The 17,452-nt window shown below is 71.3% G+C and carries 17 protein-coding genes and 1 pseudogene; 15 read left to right on the top strand and 3 right to left on the bottom strand.

Annotation, left to right across the window (positions count from 1 at the left end; genetic code table 11):
• Positions 1-99 precede the first annotated feature (99 nt).
• The 6 genes from OIE49_RS17110 to ygfZ all read left to right on the top strand — a co-directional run bounded on the left by OIE49_RS17110 (position 100) and on the right by ygfZ (position 4,933).
• Entirely contained in the window at positions 100-885 is a 786-nt protein-coding gene (locus tag OIE49_RS17110) for a hypothetical protein (protein WP_326803095.1), read from the top strand.
• Positions 882-1,712 carry a hypothetical protein gene (locus OIE49_RS17105; RefSeq protein WP_326803094.1) on the top strand — a complete coding sequence of 277 codons (831 nt, stop codon included), beginning with the start codon at positions 882-884 and terminating at the stop codon, positions 1,710-1,712. Before OIE49_RS17110 ends, OIE49_RS17105 begins: the two co-directional genes overlap by 4 nt.
• Positions 1,709-2,608: a hypothetical protein gene (locus tag OIE49_RS17100; RefSeq protein WP_326803093.1), complete on the top strand. Its 900-nt coding sequence runs from the start codon at positions 1,709-1,711 to the stop codon at positions 2,606-2,608. Before OIE49_RS17105 ends, OIE49_RS17100 begins: the two co-directional genes overlap by 4 nt.
• Positions 2,609-2,828: 220 nt before the next feature.
• The gene (locus OIE49_RS17095) at positions 2,829-3,404 is read left to right on the top strand and encodes an FABP family protein (RefSeq protein WP_326803092.1); all 576 of its coding nucleotides are present in this window, start codon (positions 2,829-2,831) and stop codon (positions 3,402-3,404) included.
• 82 nt (positions 3,405-3,486) lie between these two features.
• A complete protein-coding gene (locus OIE49_RS17090; RefSeq protein ID WP_326803091.1) occupies positions 3,487-3,957 on the top strand; it encodes a Fur family transcriptional regulator in 471 nt (156 codons plus the stop codon).
• A 10-nt stretch (positions 3,958-3,967) separates the two neighbouring features.
• On the top strand, positions 3,968-4,933 hold the full coding sequence (gene ygfZ, locus OIE49_RS17085; protein WP_326803090.1) for a CAF17-like 4Fe-4S cluster assembly/insertion protein YgfZ: 966 nt from the start codon (positions 3,968-3,970) through the stop codon (positions 4,931-4,933).
• A gap of 43 nt (positions 4,934-4,976) precedes the next feature.
• On the opposite strand, the gene dtd is transcribed toward ygfZ, so the two are convergent.
• Positions 4,977-5,402, bottom strand: a complete 426-nt coding sequence (gene dtd / locus OIE49_RS17080) for a D-aminoacyl-tRNA deacylase (RefSeq protein ID WP_100569156.1) — start codon at positions 5,400-5,402, stop codon at positions 4,977-4,979.
• A gap of 172 nt (positions 5,403-5,574) precedes the next feature.
• Here dtd and OIE49_RS17075 point away from each other — a divergent pair, with 172 nt between their 5' ends.
• From OIE49_RS17075 to OIE49_RS17050, 6 genes are all read left to right on the top strand, one after another.
• The gene (locus tag OIE49_RS17075; protein ID WP_326803089.1) at positions 5,575-6,240 is read left to right on the top strand and encodes an RsiG family protein; all 666 of its coding nucleotides are present in this window, start codon (positions 5,575-5,577) and stop codon (positions 6,238-6,240) included.
• Between the two features lie 86 nt (positions 6,241-6,326).
• Positions 6,327-7,586, top strand: a complete 1,260-nt coding sequence (locus OIE49_RS17070; protein WP_326803088.1) for a GNAT family N-acetyltransferase — start codon at positions 6,327-6,329, stop codon at positions 7,584-7,586.
• A gap of 423 nt (positions 7,587-8,009) precedes the next feature.
• Positions 8,010-8,927: a winged helix-turn-helix domain-containing protein gene (locus OIE49_RS17065; protein WP_326803087.1), complete on the top strand. Its 918-nt coding sequence runs from the start codon at positions 8,010-8,012 to the stop codon at positions 8,925-8,927.
• 123 nt (positions 8,928-9,050) lie between these two features.
• Positions 9,051-9,929: a winged helix-turn-helix domain-containing protein gene (locus tag OIE49_RS17060; RefSeq protein WP_100569092.1), complete on the top strand. Its 879-nt coding sequence runs from the start codon at positions 9,051-9,053 to the stop codon at positions 9,927-9,929.
• Positions 9,929-10,678, top strand: a complete 750-nt coding sequence (locus OIE49_RS17055; protein ID WP_326803086.1) for an HAD family hydrolase — start codon at positions 9,929-9,931, stop codon at positions 10,676-10,678. The genes OIE49_RS17060 and OIE49_RS17055 overlap by 1 nt, the downstream gene beginning before the upstream one ends.
• Before the next feature lie 273 nt (positions 10,679-10,951).
• The gene (locus tag OIE49_RS17050; RefSeq protein WP_326803085.1) at positions 10,952-13,132 is read left to right on the top strand and encodes an aminoglycoside phosphotransferase family protein; all 2,181 of its coding nucleotides are present in this window, start codon (positions 10,952-10,954) and stop codon (positions 13,130-13,132) included.
• 53 nt (positions 13,133-13,185) lie between these two features.
• Here the strand turns inward: OIE49_RS17050 and OIE49_RS17045 are convergent.
• Positions 13,186-13,932: pseudogene (locus OIE49_RS17045) on the bottom strand (PP2C family protein-serine/threonine phosphatase); the annotation flags it as partial.
• Between the two features lie 263 nt (positions 13,933-14,195).
• Between OIE49_RS17045 and OIE49_RS17040 the strand changes: the two are divergent.
• From OIE49_RS17040 to OIE49_RS17030, 3 genes are all read left to right on the top strand, one after another.
• A complete protein-coding gene (locus OIE49_RS17040) occupies positions 14,196-14,726 on the top strand; it encodes a helix-turn-helix domain-containing protein (RefSeq protein ID WP_326803084.1) in 531 nt (176 codons plus the stop codon).
• A 113-nt stretch (positions 14,727-14,839) separates the two neighbouring features.
• Positions 14,840-15,520, top strand: a complete 681-nt coding sequence (locus OIE49_RS17035; RefSeq protein WP_326803083.1) for a hypothetical protein — start codon at positions 14,840-14,842, stop codon at positions 15,518-15,520.
• Between the two features lie 124 nt (positions 15,521-15,644).
• Positions 15,645-15,983 carry a DUF2516 family protein gene (locus tag OIE49_RS17030; RefSeq protein WP_326806252.1) on the top strand — a complete coding sequence of 113 codons (339 nt, stop codon included), beginning with the start codon at positions 15,645-15,647 and terminating at the stop codon, positions 15,981-15,983.
• 37 nt (positions 15,984-16,020) lie between these two features.
• On the opposite strand, the gene OIE49_RS17025 is transcribed toward OIE49_RS17030, so the two are convergent.
• Positions 16,021-17,352 (bottom strand): PP2C family protein-serine/threonine phosphatase, encoded by a 1,332-nt coding sequence (locus tag OIE49_RS17025; RefSeq protein WP_326803082.1) that lies wholly within the window; start codon positions 17,350-17,352, stop codon positions 16,021-16,023.
• Positions 17,353-17,452 lie beyond the last annotated feature (100 nt).

Genomic DNA, 17,452 nt, shown 5'->3' with positions numbered 1-17,452 from the left:
TACGGAAGGCGCGCTTCCCGTTCTGGGGGGAACGTCTTGGAAGTACCCGAAAGACCCGAACCGTCAACCGCAGTACCCGGGGTGCAGGAACCGCCTGAGGTGCAGGAAGCACCCGAGGCGCGGCAAGCGCTCGGGGCACCGGATGCGCCGAACGCCCCGGAGGAGCCGGCGGTCGCACCCCGCGCCCGCCGACGCGGCCGTACCGTGCTGCTCGTCGCCACCGCCGCCGTCCTCGGCGCCGTGGCCGGCACCTGCACCGGATATCTGATCCAGGCCGACCGTGAACCCACCCGGCTGCCCTCCCTCTCGCAGCCCGCGCTCGCACGGGCGAAGGGCCCGGCTCCGGAACCACTTTCGGCCGCCCAGGACCGTCGTGTACGGACCGACGGCGACCTGCGCAAGCTGTTGCTGCCCACGCCACGCGGCGCGAAGGACGCCGAGTGGCTGCAGGACGGCGACGGCTGGATGAGCATGACCGAGTACGCCAGTTACTTCGAGAGACCGGACGAAGGGTTCGAGGGGCTCATCAGCGACGAGTTCCGTCGTGCGGCCGTCACCGGCTGGCAGGTCGGCGACGGCTACGTGGTGGAGGTCCGGCTGATCCAGTTCCGCCAGGAGGAGCAGGCGGCCGCCTCCGTGAGAGCTGAGGACGCACGGTACTGGCGGGAGGAGGAACGCGGCACCAGGAGCTGGCTGATCCCCGGCACCGAGACGGGCAGGGTGTACGTCCACTCCCGGCCGACCGCCGACGGCGAGACGCCGTACGGCGCGGAGGCCATGGCCTGGCGAGGCGACATCCTCATGGAGCTCTGGGTCAGTTCGGCCACACCGGTTTCCAAGGCGACGATCACGGATCTCGCCCGGCGTCAGATGGAGCGCCTGTGAGCGAGAACCAGCACGAAGAGGAGCCGGGACGCGGTCGGCGCGAGGCCGAGCCGGTGGATGACCACCCCGAGGAACGGCCGAAGAGGCCCGTACGCCGTGGTGGTGTCATCGCCGTCGCCGGGGCCTTCCTGCTCGTCGGCGCGGTCGTAGCCGGAGCCGGATACACGGTGGTGACCGTGCGGGACGCCGACCGCGATCCCGGCGCCCCGGCCTGGTCGCTTCCCAGGACGGGAGCGGCGCAGCCGAAGCCGGCCGCACGGACCGGACTGGCCGGCATGCTCGTGCCGTACGGGTCCGGCTGGGACCGCGGCCCGGATCTGGAAGACTTCGGCTCCGAGGCCGAACTCAGCGGGAAGCGGACCGTGGCCCTGGCCATGGAGGCACTGCGGGATCTGCCCCGCAGCACGCGCAAGCGGATGGAGGAGGAGCTCGACAAGCAGCACATCGAGGGCATGGCGATGCGCAGCTACGTCAAGCAGGCTGGACGCGCCTTCTACACGGACAAGGCCATCACGGTGACCGTCGTGCTGACACAGATGGACAGAGCGGCCGCACGTGACATGGCCACCTATCAGAACGAGGTCCGCTCGACGCTGGGCGGTCTGCGCGAGGGTCCGGCGATCAAGGGCCACAAGAACGCCAAGTGCTTCCTGCTGCCCAAGCCCGAAAAGAAGGATTTCGGCACGATGAGCTGCTCGGCGTCCGAGGGGAATGTCGTGGTCAGCCTGTCCGCCAGCGGCCCTGGCGATCTGGGCGCCAACAAGGGCGCCGCTGACCTGCTGGCCACTCAGCTCGACCGCATCAAGGAGCCGGGGGTGGCCGTATGACCGAGCAGACACGGCAGCCGGAGCAGGAGACCGAACCCACCGCGGGCCTCGTGCCCTCGCAGGACCGGCCCGATGACGGTCGACCCGCACTGTCGGTCCCGTCGGTTCCACCTGTCCCGTCGGCCCCGCCGAAGGACCGCCGCGCGCTGCGGGCAGTCCTGCGCTGGACCGCCGCTGTCGTCGTCTTCGCGGCCGTCGGCGCGGGCACGGGGTACGGCATCACGCACATGGAGCGCGGGGACCTGCCCGGTCTGGCGACCGAGTCCGACGGCCGCTGGGAGTACCCGACGCTGGCCAGACCGCCGCTGCCCTCCGGCAGCCCCGGGCCGTTCGAGCTCGACAACAGGGCCGGCGCCCACCACGCCGATCTACGGGCTTTCCTCCTGCCCGCCCCCAAGGGCGCGACGGAGAACAAGGCGCTGCGGGGCACGGACGGCTGGCTGGCGACGAAGGACTTCCTCGAGGAGTACGAGAGCAAAGCCGACCGGAGCAAGTGCGGGCAGCAGTTGAAGGAACACGGCCTTCGGCACATCGCTGCCCGCGGCTGGACCACGCAGGACGGTACGCACACGCGGATCTACCTGCTCCAGTTCCACAGCGCGGCGCTGGTGGACCATCTGGTCGGCCAGTGGCTCGCCGCGTCCGGCGGCCCTGCCTTCCAGGTGCACGGGGCCCCGGTCTCCGTCTACGACGAGGAGTTTCCGCCCCGGGCCGAGGTGGACAACATCGTGTACTCCGTCTATGCCGAGGCCAAGCCGTACGGCGCCGAACAGGTGCGCCAGGCGTACCTGTCGGCGGGCGACACCCTCGCGGTCGTTCTCCAGACCCGCAAGGGCACCGCGCCCGCCGTTCCCTTCCAGCAGACGGTGATCCTGCAGAGCGAACTGCTCGCCTGACCGGGTGGGCGCACCTCACCAAGAGGGCCGGACCCCGGCCGACTAAGCTGGGGTCCGGCCCTGTGCACATACCGCACCTGCTCAACCGAGGAGCACCCCGTGGAGATCTTCTTCGAAACCCTGCTGGTCCTGGTCTGCGTCGGCGTTCTCGCCTTCGCCTACCTGACCGTGAAGAAGCTGTACCAGGGCCAGCGCTGACCCCGAAGAGGAATCGCCGCTCATGATCGAGATCCCGTCCGACCTCCACAAGGACCTCGTCCCCCTCGCCTTCCTGCTCGGTGACTGGGCCGGCGCAGGCGTGCACGACTTCCCGGGCGCCGAGAGGTGCAACTTCGGCCAGGAGCTCAGCTTCACCCACGACGGCCGGGACTTCCTCGAGTACCACTCCCGCACCTGGGTGCTGGACAACGACGGCAACAAGGCGAAGCCGCTCGAGTCCGAGTCCGGCTTCTGGCGGATCGACGCCGACCGCAAGGTCGAGGTCACGATGACCCGCGACGACGGCGTCATCGAGATCTGGTACGGCGAGCTGGCCCACAAGAAGCCGCAGGTCGAGCTGGCCACCGACGCGGTCGCCCGCACCGCCGCCTCCCGCCCCTACACCGGCGGCAAGCGGCTGTACGGCTACGTCAAGAGCGACCTGATGTGGGTCGGCGAGAAGCAGACCCCGGACGTCGAGCTGCGCCCCTACATGTCCGCCCACCTGAAGAAGGTCGTCACCCCCGAGGACGTCGAACGCTGGGCCAAGGCCCTCCCGGACGACCTCCCGGACGACGGGATCGCCTTCTTCAAGTGAGCCCGGCCGGCTTACGGCCCTGGTCCCAGGGTCTCTCGTTCGGATCAGACCTGATCCAAACGGAAGACCCTAGACTTGGGGTGTGGTGAGCACCGACTGGAAGAGTGATCTGCGGCAGCGTGGCTACCGGCTGACCCCGCAGCGGCAACTCGTGCTCGAAGCCGTCGACAGCCTGGAGCACGCGACGCCCGACGACATCCTCGGCGAGGTGAGGAAGACCGCGTCGGGGGTTAACATCTCCACCGTGTACCGGACCCTGGAGCTCCTGGAGGAGCTCGGGCTGGTCAGCCATGCCCATCTGGGGCACGGGGCGCCGACGTACCACCTGGCGGACCGGCACCACCACATCCATCTGGTCTGCCGGGACTGCACGAACGTGATCGAGGCGGATCTGTCGGTGGCGGCCGAGTTCACCGCCAAGCTGCGGGAGCAGTTCGGCTTCGACACCGACATGAAGCACTTCGCGATCTTCGGGCGGTGCGCGGACTGCGCGGGCAAGGCCGCGGCGGCTTCGGGCACCTCGGCCGGCAGGAGTGCAAGTACCGAGTCGTAGGCTTGTGTTCATGAAGAGCCCCCTGCTGTCCCTGCCCGGCGCCGTTCCGGCCGAGGGCGTGGACGAAGGCGTCGCCGCCCACTACGGCGACCTGTTCCGTGAGCAGCGCGCCCTCGCGGACGGCACCGGATTCGTCGACCTCTCGCACCGCGGTGTCGTCACCGTCTCCGGCGAGGACCGGCTGAGCTGGCTGCACCTGCTGCTCACCCAGCACGTCAGCGACCTGCCGGCCGGCCGTGCCACCGAGGCGCTGGTCCTGTCCGCGCACGGCCACATCGAGCACGCGCTCTATCTGGTCGACGACGGCGAGACGGTCTGGGCGCATGTCGAGCCCGGCACCCAGGAGGAGCTGATCGCCTACCTGGAGTCGATGAAGTTCTTCTACCGGGTCGAGGTCGCCGACCGCACCGCCGACTTCGCCGTCGTGCACCTGCCGGCCGGTTCGATCGCCGAGGTGCCCGAAGGGGTCGTCGTCCGCGAGACCGCCTACGGCCGCGACCTCTTCCTGCCCCGCGCGGACCTGGAGTCCTACGCCGGCCAGGCGGGTCCGCCGGTCGGGATCCTCGCCCACGAGGCCCTGCGCGTGGAGCAGCACCGGCCCCGGCTCGGCTTCGAGACCGACCACCGCACCATCCCGCACGAGCTGGGCTGGATCGGCACGGCCGTGCACCTCCAGAAGGGCTGCTACCGCGGTCAGGAGACCGTGGCCCGGGTGCAGAACCTGGGCAAGCCGCCGCGCCGCCTGGTCTTCCTGCACCTCGACGGCAGCGAGGTCCACCTGCCGGTGGCCGGCACCGAGATCCGCCTCGCCGACGACGGCCCGGACGGCCGCAAGATCGGCTTCATCACCACGTCCGTACGGCACTACGAGCTCGGCCCGGTCGCGCTCGCCCTGGTCAAGCGGAACGTCCCGGTGGACGCACGGCTGATGGCGGGCGAGACGGCGGCCGCGCAGGAAGTGGTCGTGGAGCCGTAGCCTCCCCGCGGCTCACAGGTCCCCGAGGCTCACACCTGCCGGTTCACACCTCCAGCAGGACGGTGAACGGGCCGTCGTTCGTCAGCGACACCCGCATCCGCGCGCCGAACCGGCCCGTCGCCACCGTCGCGCCCAGGGAGCGCAGCCGCGCGACCACCTCGTCCACCAGCGGCTCGGCGACCTCGCCGGGCGCGGCCGCGTTCCAGGTGGGGCGGCGGCCCTTGCGGGCGTCGCCGTACAGCGTGAACTGACTGATGACCAGCAGCGGGGCGCCGGTGTCGCTGCACGACTTCTCGTCGTGCAGCATGCGGACCGACCAGAGCTTGCGGGCCAGTTGCGCCGCCTTCTCCTTGGTGTCCTCGTGGGTGACCCCGACGAGGACGCACAGCCCCTCGCCGTCGATGGCCCCCACCGTCTCGCCGTCCACGACGACGCTCGCGCCGTCCACCCTCTGCACCACCGCTCGCATGCCGACCATGATGCCTCTCGGCCGTCCGGGTGCCGTGAGGGGGCCATATCGTGCTTCTTTCCGCTCCGTAACCCTCCATCCGGGGCCGATCGGGCGCACTCGGTCACATCCCGGCCACTCAGGGTGGCACGATGCTGTCGTACGCGCCGGTCGAGGGGACGGTTGAGGCGCCATGAGCACATCGAGTACCGAGCGGCACCCGGCGGCGGCCTCGCCGATCCTCGCGGAGGTCGCCGACGCCCACCGGCCGCCGGTGCAGCGCACCGACAGCCCCGGGCCGCCCTCCGTGGACCCCGGGCCCAGTTCTCCGGGCACGGGGTACGCACATCCCGACCTGACCGCGCTGAGCCTGCCGGAGCTGCGCGCGCTGCGCCGGCAGGCGCAGCGGGACGAGGCCGACCTGAGCTACGTACGGCGGCTGCTCCAGGGGCGGATCGACATCCTGCGCGCGGAGCTGGCCCGGCGTGGGCCGGAGTCCGTCCTGGGCGCCGGGCAGGTGTCCGCGCCCGAGCAGGGTTCCGTCGTCGAGCGGCTCGCGGAGATCCTCAAGGACGCGCCCGCCCGGCAGCGCTCCTCCGCCCGGCATGTGACGCTCGGCACACCGCACGGGGAGGAGTACCGGCAGCTCGCCGCCGAGATGCTCGCCGAGGTCGAGCTGTCGGACCTCGAGGCGCGTACGGACCGGGAGTTGGGCGCGGCGATGGGGCGGCTGGTGCGGTACGAGCAGCAGGTGTCCGGGCGGCGGCAGCAGTTGCAGCGCACGGCCGACGGATGCGGCACGGAGATCGCCCGCAGATACCGCGAAGGGGAGGCCCAGGTCGACGACCTGCTCGTCTGACGCGGTCCGTGAGGCGCGAGGGGCGGGACGGCGGGGCGGGGGAAAACACCGCGACACCCCGCCCCCGGCGCCCCTACTGTCAGCCCATGACTGCCGCCAGCCCCGACATCGACGTACGGACCATCACCGAGGCCGAGATCCCCGACTGGGGCCGCGCCCTGAAGACCGGCTTCCTGCGTGCCCCCGGCGTCTCCGAGGCCGAGATCGCCGACCTGCGCACGTACGTCGAGCCGTCCCGCACCCTCGGCGCCTTCGACGCCGGCCGGTGCGTGGCGACGTTCCGGTCCTTCCCGCAGGAGATCACGGCCGTCGGCGGGGCGACCGTTCCCGCCGACGCGATAACCAACGTCAGCGTCACCGCCACCCACCGCCGACGCGGCCTGCTGACCCGGATGATGGCCCAGGACCTGGCGGCCGCGAAGGAGCGCGGTGACGTCGTGGCGACCCTGATCGCCGCCGAGTACCCGATCTACGGCCGTTACGGCTTCGGTCCGGCCGCCTGGATGACCGAGTGGGCGATCGACGTGCCCCGGGCCGGCCTCGACCCCCGCCGGTCGGGGCCGGAGGACGGCGGCCGGGTCGACCTCGTGGACGCGGAGGACGTACGCAAGCTCGGCCCGGAGCTGCACGAGCGGCTGCGCCGCGCCCAGCCCGGTGCGGTCGACCGCTCCGACCGCTGGTGGCAGGTCAGCACCGGCGTGGTGCGCCCGGACCCCAGCCGGTGGACCGAGCGTTTCCACGCCGTCTACCGCGCCGCGGACGGCACGGTCGAGGGGCTGGCGGTGTACCAGTGCGACGAGACCTGGTCGGACGCCAAGCAGCCGCTGAACACGGCCACCGTGAAGGACCTCGTCGCGGTGACCCCGGCCGCCGAGCGCGCGCTGTGGCTCCACCTGTGCTCGATCGACTGGATCATGAAGGTCAAGAGCGGCTGGCGGGCCCCCGACGACCTGCTGCCCCACTTCCTTCCCGACCCGCGCGCCGCCACCGTGACCACGCACGCGGACTGGCTGTGGGTGCGGATCCTCGACGTCCGTCGGGCCCTGGAGGCGCGGACGTACGAGGGCACGGGGACGCTGGTCCTCGACGTCCTGGATCCGGCCGGAATGGCGGGCGGGCGCTGGCGCCTCGAGGCGTCGCCCGCCGGAGTGAGCTGTACGCCGACGACCGGGAGCGCCGATCTGACGCTGGACGTGGCGCAGTTGGCGACCCTGTGGCTCGGCGACGAGTCGGCGGTGCGGCTCGCCGCGCTGGGCCGGGTCCGGGAAGAACGAGCGGGCGCCGCCCGTGGGGCCGACGCCCTGCTGCGTACGTCCAGGCGGCCTTGGTGCCCGGACATGTTCTGAGCGCTCCTTCCTGCCGGTGCCGGGTGACGGGTATGACGCATCCGTAGCGTGGCTGTTCAGTTGTGGCGGTACGAGACGGTCTTCAGTTGTGGCTGTGCGGCATGTTCGGTTGTGGCTGTGCCTGCCGTACCCGCCGGCTGCGCACCGGCTGTTCGTGCCGGCTGCGTGCCGGCTGTTCAGTTGTGGCTGTGCCTGCGCGGTGCCGGATACCGGCTGCCGCTCCCCGTTGGCGCGCCGGCCGACCGGGCTCCCGGCTCCCCTCCGGAAGGGAGCACGGTCGTACGTACCAACCGTCACCTGGTGGCCAACACTTGGAAGGTTCGGCCATGTCGCTCAAGTTGGCTACCAACTCCACTGCTGTTATCTCCGCTTGGAAGCGGCTCATAACCACCTTCCCGTGAACTGCCGGAAGATGGCGGGAAGTTGTACCGTTTTGCCGTGGACCCGGAACATGCCTCCGTCAATGGACGGAAGAGGTCACAGCGGCCACAGAGGTCACACCGCGAGGTGGCCGACGAACTGCGGCACCGGATCAGGACCGGAGTGCTGCGGCCGGGCCAGCGCATGCCCACCCAGGCGGAGCTGGCCGACGAGTTCGGCGTCGAGCGCGGGGCCGTGCGCCAGGCTCTGGGCATCCTCCAGGCGGAACACCTGCTCACCAATGTGTCCAAGGGGAGCCCGGCGACCGTCGCGGCCGGCCCGGTGGGGGCCCTGACCGGCCCCACCGCCCGGCCGCTGCCCACCACGGCCGCGCTGGCGCCCCGTATCGAGGCCGCCTTCGACGCCTCCCACGTCGCGATCGACGCGCTGTGCCTGACCGCGATCTCGCTCACCCTGGCCATCGGCGAGCCGTTGCGGCAGATCCACGCCGGGCGACTGAAACCGGCCAAGGTCGACGTCCGCGTGCTGCTTCCCAGCCGGGACATCGACCTCGCCTTCCCCGTGCCGGTGGACGCCTCCGACGCCGGCCGACTGCGCCGCGGCTGGCTGGCCCAGCGCAACGCCCAGGGCCAGGTGCTCAAGCACAACCTGCTGGCCCTGCGCGCCACCCACGGCATCGACGTGCACGTGACCTTCCGCGCGCTGCCCTTCACCCCGCCGGTCAAGCTGTACCTGCTCAACGACGGGGAGGCGCTCTTCGCGTACTACACACTGCGGCGGCGTGAGCAGGAGATCGACCAGGAGCCCCTCGAGCTGTACGACGCCGAGGGGACCCGGTCGATCCTCTTCGCCTTCGAGCAGGGCGCGGGAGCGCGGGACGCGGCCTTCGTCGAGCAGTCCCACGTGTGGTTCGACGCGCTGTGGGAGACGATCAGTTCGGAGCTGCTGCTCACGAGCTGAGGACACCCATCGCGCCGTACTCGGTGGAGTTGGTGACCAACTACGTTTCAGTTGTCTCCACTTGGTCGCTATCAATGAACAAGTTCCGAACAACTCCCTTTAGATGGAGTAAAGTTGTAACGTTTGGTCGTGACCCAGGAGAGCGTGGCCGTGAACGGCAGCAGAAGAAGCTCGCCCCAGGAGATCGCCGGCACCCTGCGGGAGCGGATCCGCACCGGCGAGCTCCGGCCGGGCGACCGCCTGCCCACACAGGCCGAACTCGCCGAGGAGTTCGGGGTGGAGCGCGGCGCCGTGCGCCAGGCCCTGCGGGTGCTCCAGGCCGACGGCCTGCTCAGCAACGTCACCAAGGGCAGCCCGCCGCGCGTCGCCGCGCCCGTCGCCGCCCGCGCCGAGCCGCAGCCGACGATGGTCGGCCTCGCGCCCCGGCTCGTGGAGGCCTTCTCCGCCCGGCAGGTCAGGATCGACGCGGCCTGCCTCACGGCCGAGTCCCTGATGATCGCCGTCGGCGAGCCGCTGCGGCTGATCCATGAGGGCCGGCTGCGCCCCGAGTCGATCGACGTGCGCATTCTGCTGCCGTCCCGCAACATCGACCTGGCCTTCCCGATCTCGGTGGACCGGCCGGCCGAGGAGGACCCGGTCCACGGGCGCTGGCTCACCCAGCGCAACGCCCAGGGCCATGTCCTGAGCCACAATCTCAAGGCCCTGCGCGCGACCCACGGCATCGACGTCCGCGTGGCCTTCCGCGCGCTGCCCTTCACCCCGCCGGTCAAGCTCTACCTGCTCAACGGCGCGGAGGCGCTGATGGCGTACTACATGATCACCCGCCGCGAGGAGGCGGCGGACGACGGGACGCTGGACATGTACGACGTCCTCGGCACGGAGTCCCTGCTGTTCTCCTTCGAGCAGGCGACCGGGCAGCGCGACGCCGCGTTCGTGGCGGAATCGCAGAAGTGGTTCGACGCCCTCTGGGAAACCATCACGTCGGATCTGACACTCTCCTAGTGACTTCTGATACGACGCAGACCGAAGCGGTGACAGCCGAGACCGGGAACGAGACCGAGGAACTGCGGAACCTGATCGCGGATGCCCATGTCGTGCTCTGGGACTTCGACGGGCCGATCTGCCGGCTGTTCGCCGGGCATTCGGCGGAGCGGGTGGCGGACGAACTGGTGCGGTGGCTGGAGGGCCAGGGCCTGCACGGCGTGCTGACCGGCCCCGAACGGCAGTCGCATGACCCGCACGTCGTCCTGCGCGCCGTGGACCGCCGGCACCCCGGCAGCGACCTCGTCACGGAGTTGGAGGCGCGGCTGACCGAGGAGGAGCTGCGAGCCGTCCCCTCCGCGCAGCCCACCCCGTACGCCGACCCGCTGATCCGCACCTGGAAGGCCCTGGGCTCGCGCCTGGCCGTCACCACCAACAACTCGCCCCTGGTGGTGCGCGAGTACCTCGACGGCCGCGACCTCGGCGGCTGCTTCGCCCCGCACGTCTACGGACGCACCCGGGACCTCAAGCCCCTCAAGCCCGACCCGCACTGCCTGAACCGCGCCCTGAGCGCCACGGGCGCGGCTCCCGACCGGGCCCTGATGATCGGCGACACCCCCGCGGACCACGAGGCCTCCCTGCGGGCCGGCGTGCCCTTCCTCGGCTACGCCCGCAACGCCCGCAAGGAGAAGCTGCTCAGGGAGGCGGGCGCCACCGTCGTCGTGGACTCCCTGGAACCGGTACTGCGGACCCTGCGGGAGGGGCTCTGAGCGCCCCGCCGGTTCAGTCGGGCGGCACGGCCGCCACACGGGTCTCCTGTAGCATGCGCGCACCGCATGAGCAAGAGCTCCGCTCCGCACGTATGGCACGCAAGAGGTGGCGTGCGAGGTGACCTCGACGGTGCGGCGCGGGCCGGAGACCACAGGCAGGGGCACGCCACCCGTTGTGCCGATGCCGGGTGCGCCCCGATCGTGTCCGTTATGGCCCTTGGCGTACCTTTTTCCACACCATCACTTCTGAGTACTTGAGCAACTGGAGCGGCCGTGGGCGCACCTCCTCCCCGTCCCTTTCTCGGGGAACACGCCCTCCACGACGTCAGGGCGTTCGTGCGGCTCGCCGCCAGGCTGGGCCGGGCGAGCGGCGGTCATCACCACCAGAACCACGTCATGCCGCTGACGGAGCGTATGGCGCGGCTGCTCGGCGGGGAGGCCGGCGCGTCGGTGACCGTGCGCGTCCGCCGGGCCCAGGTGCTGCCCGTGGTGATCAGGACCTGGAAGAACGAGGCCGACATCCTCGACACCGTCACAGGCGTGCTGCCCCACGTTCCGAAGTGCCTGGTCCAGCAGGAGTCCTTCGCGATCCACAGCCATGTCGAGGGTGTTCCGCTCTCCAGCGTCTGCGGCGACGGGAAGCCGGTCGGCACACTGCTGGTCAAGGCGCTGGCGGAACTGCTCGCCCGGACGACCCAGGTCCGCAGGGAGGTGGTGCCCCCGCTGCCGCCCGAGTGGCCGCGCAACGAGAAGGACAGCCAGGCGTTCCTGCAGACGCTGGCGCGGCTCGCGGACCGGCAGATCAGGCAGGCCAACTGGCGGGACTACGGCGGGCTGTTCGCGGCCCTGGGCATCCCCGAGGACGCCCTGGTCCGACTGGCCGAGCGCGTGCCCGCGATGGCCAGGCGGCCGTACAGCCTGCTCCACGCGGACCTGCACCGGGACAACCTGATCATGTCGTACGACGGTGATCCGGCCCTCGTCTGCATCGACTGGGAACTGGCGACCTACGGCGATCCGCTGCACGACCTCGCGACGCACCTGGTCCGCATGCGGTACCCGGATCACCAGTGGCACGAGGTGATCGACGCCTGGGCCGAGGCCATGAGCCGCGTCCGCCCCGCCTCCGTCAACGGCCTGGGCAAGGACCTGCGGCACTACGTCGCCTTCGAGCGGGCGCAGTCCGTCTACCCGGACGTGATGCGGGCGGCGAGGGCCCTGGAGGACGCGCCCGACCAGAAGAGCCTGGACGAGGCGACGGCGTCCGTGCGGCGTGCGCTGGAGGCCGCCGCCGAACCGCTCGGACTCAGGAACGTTCCGGACACCGCGCAGATCGAACGCATCCTCTTCCGCCGGAGAGCCTCCCGGTCGGCGGGGCGGACCGGCGGTGCTGGGCGGGCCGCGGAAGCGGTGTCCTGGTCGTGGGACCCGCGCCTTCAGGAGCGGCCCGACTTCCCCGACTCCGCGATCCGCCACGCGCTGCTCGCCGAGGGCACTGCCCCGGCCCGGTGGGTGCTCAAGGGCACCGCCCACCTCAACTCGGTGGTCCGGGTGCCCGAGTCGGACGTTCCGGTCGTGGTACGCCGCAAGGTGGCGAACGTCTGCCGCCGCGAGCCGAGCTTCCTCAGCGAGCATGCCGTGCTGCGGGCCATCGAGCAGTCCGGCGTCCCGGTGGCGGCGCCGAAAGTGCTCGCCCTGGGCCGCAGCCACCGGGGGGAGCCCTGCGCCATCCACACGTACGCCGGCCCCGACGACCCCGACCGCCCGCCCAGCCATCCGGAGCACGGCCTGCGACCGCACGAGGCGGACGCGCTCGTCGACCAGTTGTGCGCGCTGACCGGAGTGGACTACCGGGAACTCGACCCGGTCGCGGGCAAGGAGGCCTTCTTCACCTGGCTGTGCGACCAACTGGTGATCCTGGTGGACGAGCTGCCCAAGGAGTCGCGGCAGCTGGCCCGGTGCCTCGGCCTGCCCGGCGCCTCCCGGCTCAGGCAGATCCTCTCCCGCTTCCGGGTCGGCTCCCGCCGTCCGTCGCTCCTGCACGGCGACCTGAACCCGTGGAACCTCGTACGCCGTGAGGACGCGCTCGCCCTCACCGTCATCGACTGGGAGATGGCCCTGATCGGCGACCCGCTGTACGACCTGGTCCGGCACATGCACCTCACGCCGACCCGCCCGGAGATCCGCGAACGCATGTTCAGCCGCTGGGAACGCCGCCTGCCCGCCGAGTACACGGACGGCTGGCGGGAGGACTGGCGCGTGTACCACCGGCTGGAGACCGTCCGCTCCGCCTACGTGGACCTGGACCGCCTGGTGACCGGCGCCGGCCTGGACGCCCCCAACGTCCGCCGAGCCGTCGACTCCTACGCGATGACCCTCGCGGCGGCCACGGGCTTCCTCGGCCTGACGGTCCGCGCCACGGCAAACCCGCATTTGGCCCGGGCACTGGACTAGGGCCTCTCGTTTGGATCATGCCGGGCTCGCGGGCCTGATCCAAACGAAAGGCCCTAGCCGAGTCCCACGACGTCGGCGACCACACAGCTGACGTTGTCCGGCCCGCCGGAGCCGTTGGCGGGGGCGACGAGTTCGCGGACCGTCCGCTCCGGCTCCCCGGCGTCGGAGAGCACCCGGTGGATCTCTTCGGCCGGTACGACGGTCGACAGGCCGTCGGAGCAGAGCAGGTAGCGGTCTCCCTGCCGGGCGTCGTGCAGACGCATGTCGGGCGTGCCGTCGGCTCCCTGTCCCAGGGCTCGTATCAGGAGCGACCGCTGGGGGTGGGAGGCGGCTTCTTCCGGGCTGAGGCGTCCCTCGTCGACCATCGTCTGCACCATGGTGTGGTCGTGGGTGATCTGGAACAGCTCTCCCTCGCGCAGGAGGTGGACGCGGCAGTCGCCGATGTGGACGAGGGCGAGTTGCGAGCCGGTCCAGAGCATCGCGGTGAGTGTGGTGCCGGCCTCTGCGGAGGAGGAACCGGTACCCGCGATGCCGTGGACGGCCTGTTGGGCCTGTTCGATCGCGTCCTCCAGGACATTGAGGAGATCGCCCGCCGGGATGCTGTCGGCTTCGAGGTGTTTGAGCGCGTCGACGGCGGCCGCGCTCGCGGGGGCTCCTCGACTGCCGTAGCCGTCGGCGACGGCGAGCAGCCGGGGCCCGGCGAAGGCGGTGTCCTGGTTGCTCTCGCGGACGAGGCCGGTGTCGGACAGGGCGGCGTAACGGATGCCCAGGGGCTTGGTGGTCGGGGACATGGCGGGGTCCTATCTATTGAGCCTTCGGCGAAAGCCGGGACGCCCTCGCGAACACCCCGATGGTCAGCAATCCCATGCCCGCCCCTCCTCGCGCCGAGCACATCGCCCGGCCCCCCGATGCTGTGGCCTGCCCCAAGGTGAAGGTCAATGCCGGGCTCCGCGCGACCCCGTCCGAGGCTCTCCCACCCATTCGGGGGTATGCGAAAGGCGGGGGCTCACTCTTGCAAGCAAGATGCTTGCAATTGTTAGCGGGGGTGGTGCAAGGTGGAGGCATGGCATCGCTCAACGTCGGCAATCTCGGTGAGTACCTGCGCGAGCAGCGGCGCAACGCGCAGTTGTCGTTGCGGCAGCTCGCCGATGCCGCCGGGGTGTCCAACCCGTACCTGAGCCAGATCGAGCGCGGGCTGCGCAAGCCGAGCGCGGAGGTGCTCCAGCAGGTCGCCAAGGCGCTGCGGATCTCCGCGGAGACGCTGTACGTGCGGGCCGGGATCCTCGACGCCGAGCGGGACCGGGACGACGTCGAGACACGCGCCGTCATCCTCTCCGACCCGTCGCTGAACGAGCGGCAGAAGCAGGTGCTGCTCCAGATCTACGAGTCCTTCCGCAAGGAGAACGGGTTCGGGACCGCCGAGACGGACGGCACCGGCGACACCGGTGGCCCCACCGGCCACGGCACCCGCGCGGCGGACGTCGGCGACGGCGCCGACCAGGGCTCCATACCCGTCCGGCCCGCCCCCGCCGGGCAAGGCCGTACCGGCACGTCCGGCGGCAGTGACGCCGATCCGCGGGAGGCGGCGGGCTGACATCAGTGATCCCAGCAATCCCACGGTCACGGCCCGTACGGGGCGGGCGTGCGGCCCGACCACCGCGGAAACCCACAACCCTCAGCCACAAGCGATCCGGGAGAACCAGCACCATGGCCATCACCGACGACCTGCGCAAGACCCTCAGTGACCCCACGCCGCTCTACTTCGCCGCGGGCACCGCGGACCTGGCCCTCCAGCAGGCCAAGAAGGTGCCCGCCCTGGTGGACCAGCTGCGCGCCGACGCCCCGGCCCGTATCGACGCGGTGCGCAACACCGACCCGAAGGCCGTTCAGGCGCGGGCCACCGCCCGCGCCAAGGAGGCCGGCGTCCGTGTCAGGGAGACGCAGGAGAACCTCCAGACCAGGGTCAACGGCTTCCTGAACTACCTGGACAGCGATCTCAAGAAGCTCAGCACCAACCTCGACGCCGATCTGAAGAGGCTCGGCGAGAGCGCCCAGGACCTCGCCCTGCGCGGCGTCGGCGTCGCCGCCGAGTACGCCGTCAAGGCCCGTGAGACCTACGAGAAGGTCGCCGAGCACGGTGAGCAGGCCGTGCGGACCTGGCGCGGCCAGGCCGCAGACGGCATCGAGGACATCGCCGAGGAGGTCGAGGAGCTCGCCGTCGCCGTCGAGCCCGAGCCGAAGGCGGAGCCGGTCGTGGTCAAGGAGGACGGGCCCGCCGAGAACGGGGCCACGCCCATCACGGCCAAGAAGAACCACGGGAAGGGGAAGGGTCCGGCCATGCGCAAGACCCCGCCCACGGCGAAGAGGGCCACCCCGCCCACCCCGTAGGCGCGCCGAAGGAACATGGGGCGGGCCGGGCACTCCTTGGGCGCCCGGCCCGTTCTTACGGATACACGGCGGCCGGGCACGGGTACGGTGGCCGTACAGAGGACTCGATCGGGTGGTGGGCATTGTGCTGATGACGGCGTTCGGCGGCTTCCTGTCGCTGCTCTACCTGGCGATGCTGGTGCTCGCCGTGGTGGCCTTGGGGATGGCTGTCCTGTACCGGGATGACGCGTACCGCGCGGCCGGCAAGCAGAACAAGGGCTTCTGGCTGATCATCCTGGGTGTCGCGGTCGCGGTGAACCTGCTGGTGCCGATGCTCTTCCTGCAGATCGCGGGCCTTGTCGCCACGATCGTCTTCTTCGTGGACGTCCGCCCCGCGCTCAAGCACGTCTCGGGTGGCGGCTTCGGCCGCCGCCGCGGCAGCAGCAGCGACGGCCCGTACGGGCCCTACAACGGCGGCCGGTGAACCCCCGGGCCGACGGCCGGCCCGCGGCGTCGGCCGGCTACGGCTCCCGGTCCAGCAGGACCACGGCCACATCGTCCGTGAGCTCGCCGCCGTTGAGCCCGCGCACCTCGTTCACCGTCGCCCGCAGCAGCCCCTCCCCGCGCAGACCCTCGTCGAGCTGGCGGCGGACCACGTCGACCATGCCGTCCTGACCCAGCCGCTCACCGCCCTCCCCGATCCGGCCCTCGATCAGACCGTCGGTGTAGAGCATCAGGCTCCACTCCGCGCCCAGCTGCACCTGCATCCGGGGCCAGCGGTCGCCCGGCAGCAGACCGAGGGCGGGGCCGTTGTTCTCGTACGGCAGCAGCCGGGCGGGCCGGCCAGGAGTGATCACCAGCGGTGACGGGTGGCCGGCCAGGCACAGTCCCGCATGGCGCCCGTCGGGCGCTATGTCCACCGCGCACAGGGTCGCGAAGATCTCGTCGTCGGAGCGCTCGTGCTCAAGGACCTGCTGGAGCGTGCCCAGCAGCTCGTCCCCGCACAGCCCCGCCAGGGTCAGCGCCCGCCAGGCGATACGCAGCTCCACACCCAGCGCCGCTTCGTCCGGGCCGTGCCCGGAGACGTCGCCGATCATGGCGTGCACGGTGCCGTCGGGCGTGCGGACGGCGTCGTAGAAGTCGCCGCCGAGCAGCGCGCGCGAGCGGCCGGGGCGGTAGCGGGCGGCGAAGCGCAGCGTGGACCCGTCCAGCAGGGGGGTCGGCAGCAGGCCGCGCTCCAGCCGGCGGTTCTCCTGCGCGCGCAGCCGTCCCTCGGCGAGCCTGCGCTCGGCCGAGTCGGAGCGCTTGCGCTCCACCGCGTACCGGATCGCACGGCTCAGCAGCCGCCCGTCCAGCTCGTCCCGGAACAGGTAGTCCTGGGCGCCGACCCGCACCGCCTGGGCGGCGCGCTCGGCGTCACCGGAGGAGGTGAGCGCGAGGACGGCGTGCCGGGGCGCGAGTTCGAGTATGTGCCGGAGCACGGCGAGCTCGTCGTCGTCGCCCGCGGACCGGCCGGGCGCGGGCAGCGCGAGGTCGAGCAGGATGCAGTGGACGTCGTCGGTGAGCAGCCGCTCGGCCTCGGTGAGGTTGCGGGCCCTGCGCACGCGGATCGGCTTGCCGGACGCGTCGAGCAGTTCGGGCACCATCGGCGAGCCGACCGGGTCGTCCTCGATCAGCAGCAGCGTGAGCTGGGTGGTGTTGGTGGCCGGCGTTGCGGCGCGGCTGTCCTTCTCGACCGTTGGTTCCTTACGCGGGGCCTGCGCTGCGGAGGTGCCGTCGCCGTGGGACGCGGTCTGTGCCTGGTCGCACTCCGCGGCCGGGACCGTCCTCTGCCGCGGTACGGGCACGGGCATTGTCCTGGGTTCCTTCCCTCCCCCCGAGGGCATGGCGGTTACCAAGGGACCTCGGGCCGCCGACGGGGACATTAGCGGTAGTCGGCGCCGCGGGGGAATG

It is taken from the genome of Streptomyces sp. NBC_01788 (assembly GCF_035917575.1).
Taxonomy (GTDB): Bacteria; Actinomycetota; Actinomycetes; order Streptomycetales; family Streptomycetaceae; genus Streptomyces.
This window is presented reverse-complemented; position numbering and strand designations above follow the sequence as displayed.

Excerpts from the sequence above, each read along its gene's own strand:
- OIE49_RS17100 (WP_326803093.1), top strand. The coding sequence starts at position 1,709 with ATGACCGAGCAGACACGGCAGCCGGAGCAGGAGACCGAACCCACCGCG.
- OIE49_RS17095 (WP_326803092.1), top strand. The coding sequence starts at position 2,829 with ATGATCGAGATCCCGTCCGACCTCCACAAGGACCTCGTCCCCCTCGCC.
- ygfZ (WP_326803090.1), top strand. The coding sequence starts at position 3,968 with ATGAAGAGCCCCCTGCTGTCCCTGCCCGGCGCCGTTCCGGCCGAGGGC.
- dtd (WP_100569156.1), bottom strand. The coding sequence starts at position 5,402 with ATGCGAGCGGTGGTGCAGAGGGTGGACGGCGCGAGCGTCGTCGTGGAC.
- OIE49_RS17075 (WP_326803089.1), top strand. The coding sequence starts at position 5,575 with ATGAGCACATCGAGTACCGAGCGGCACCCGGCGGCGGCCTCGCCGATC.
- OIE49_RS17070 (WP_326803088.1), top strand. The coding sequence starts at position 6,327 with ATGACTGCCGCCAGCCCCGACATCGACGTACGGACCATCACCGAGGCC.
- OIE49_RS17040 (WP_326803084.1), top strand. The coding sequence starts at position 14,196 with ATGGCATCGCTCAACGTCGGCAATCTCGGTGAGTACCTGCGCGAGCAG.
- OIE49_RS17035 (WP_326803083.1), top strand. The coding sequence starts at position 14,840 with ATGGCCATCACCGACGACCTGCGCAAGACCCTCAGTGACCCCACGCCG.
- OIE49_RS17025 (WP_326803082.1), bottom strand. The coding sequence starts at position 17,352 with ATGCCCGTGCCCGTACCGCGGCAGAGGACGGTCCCGGCCGCGGAGTGC.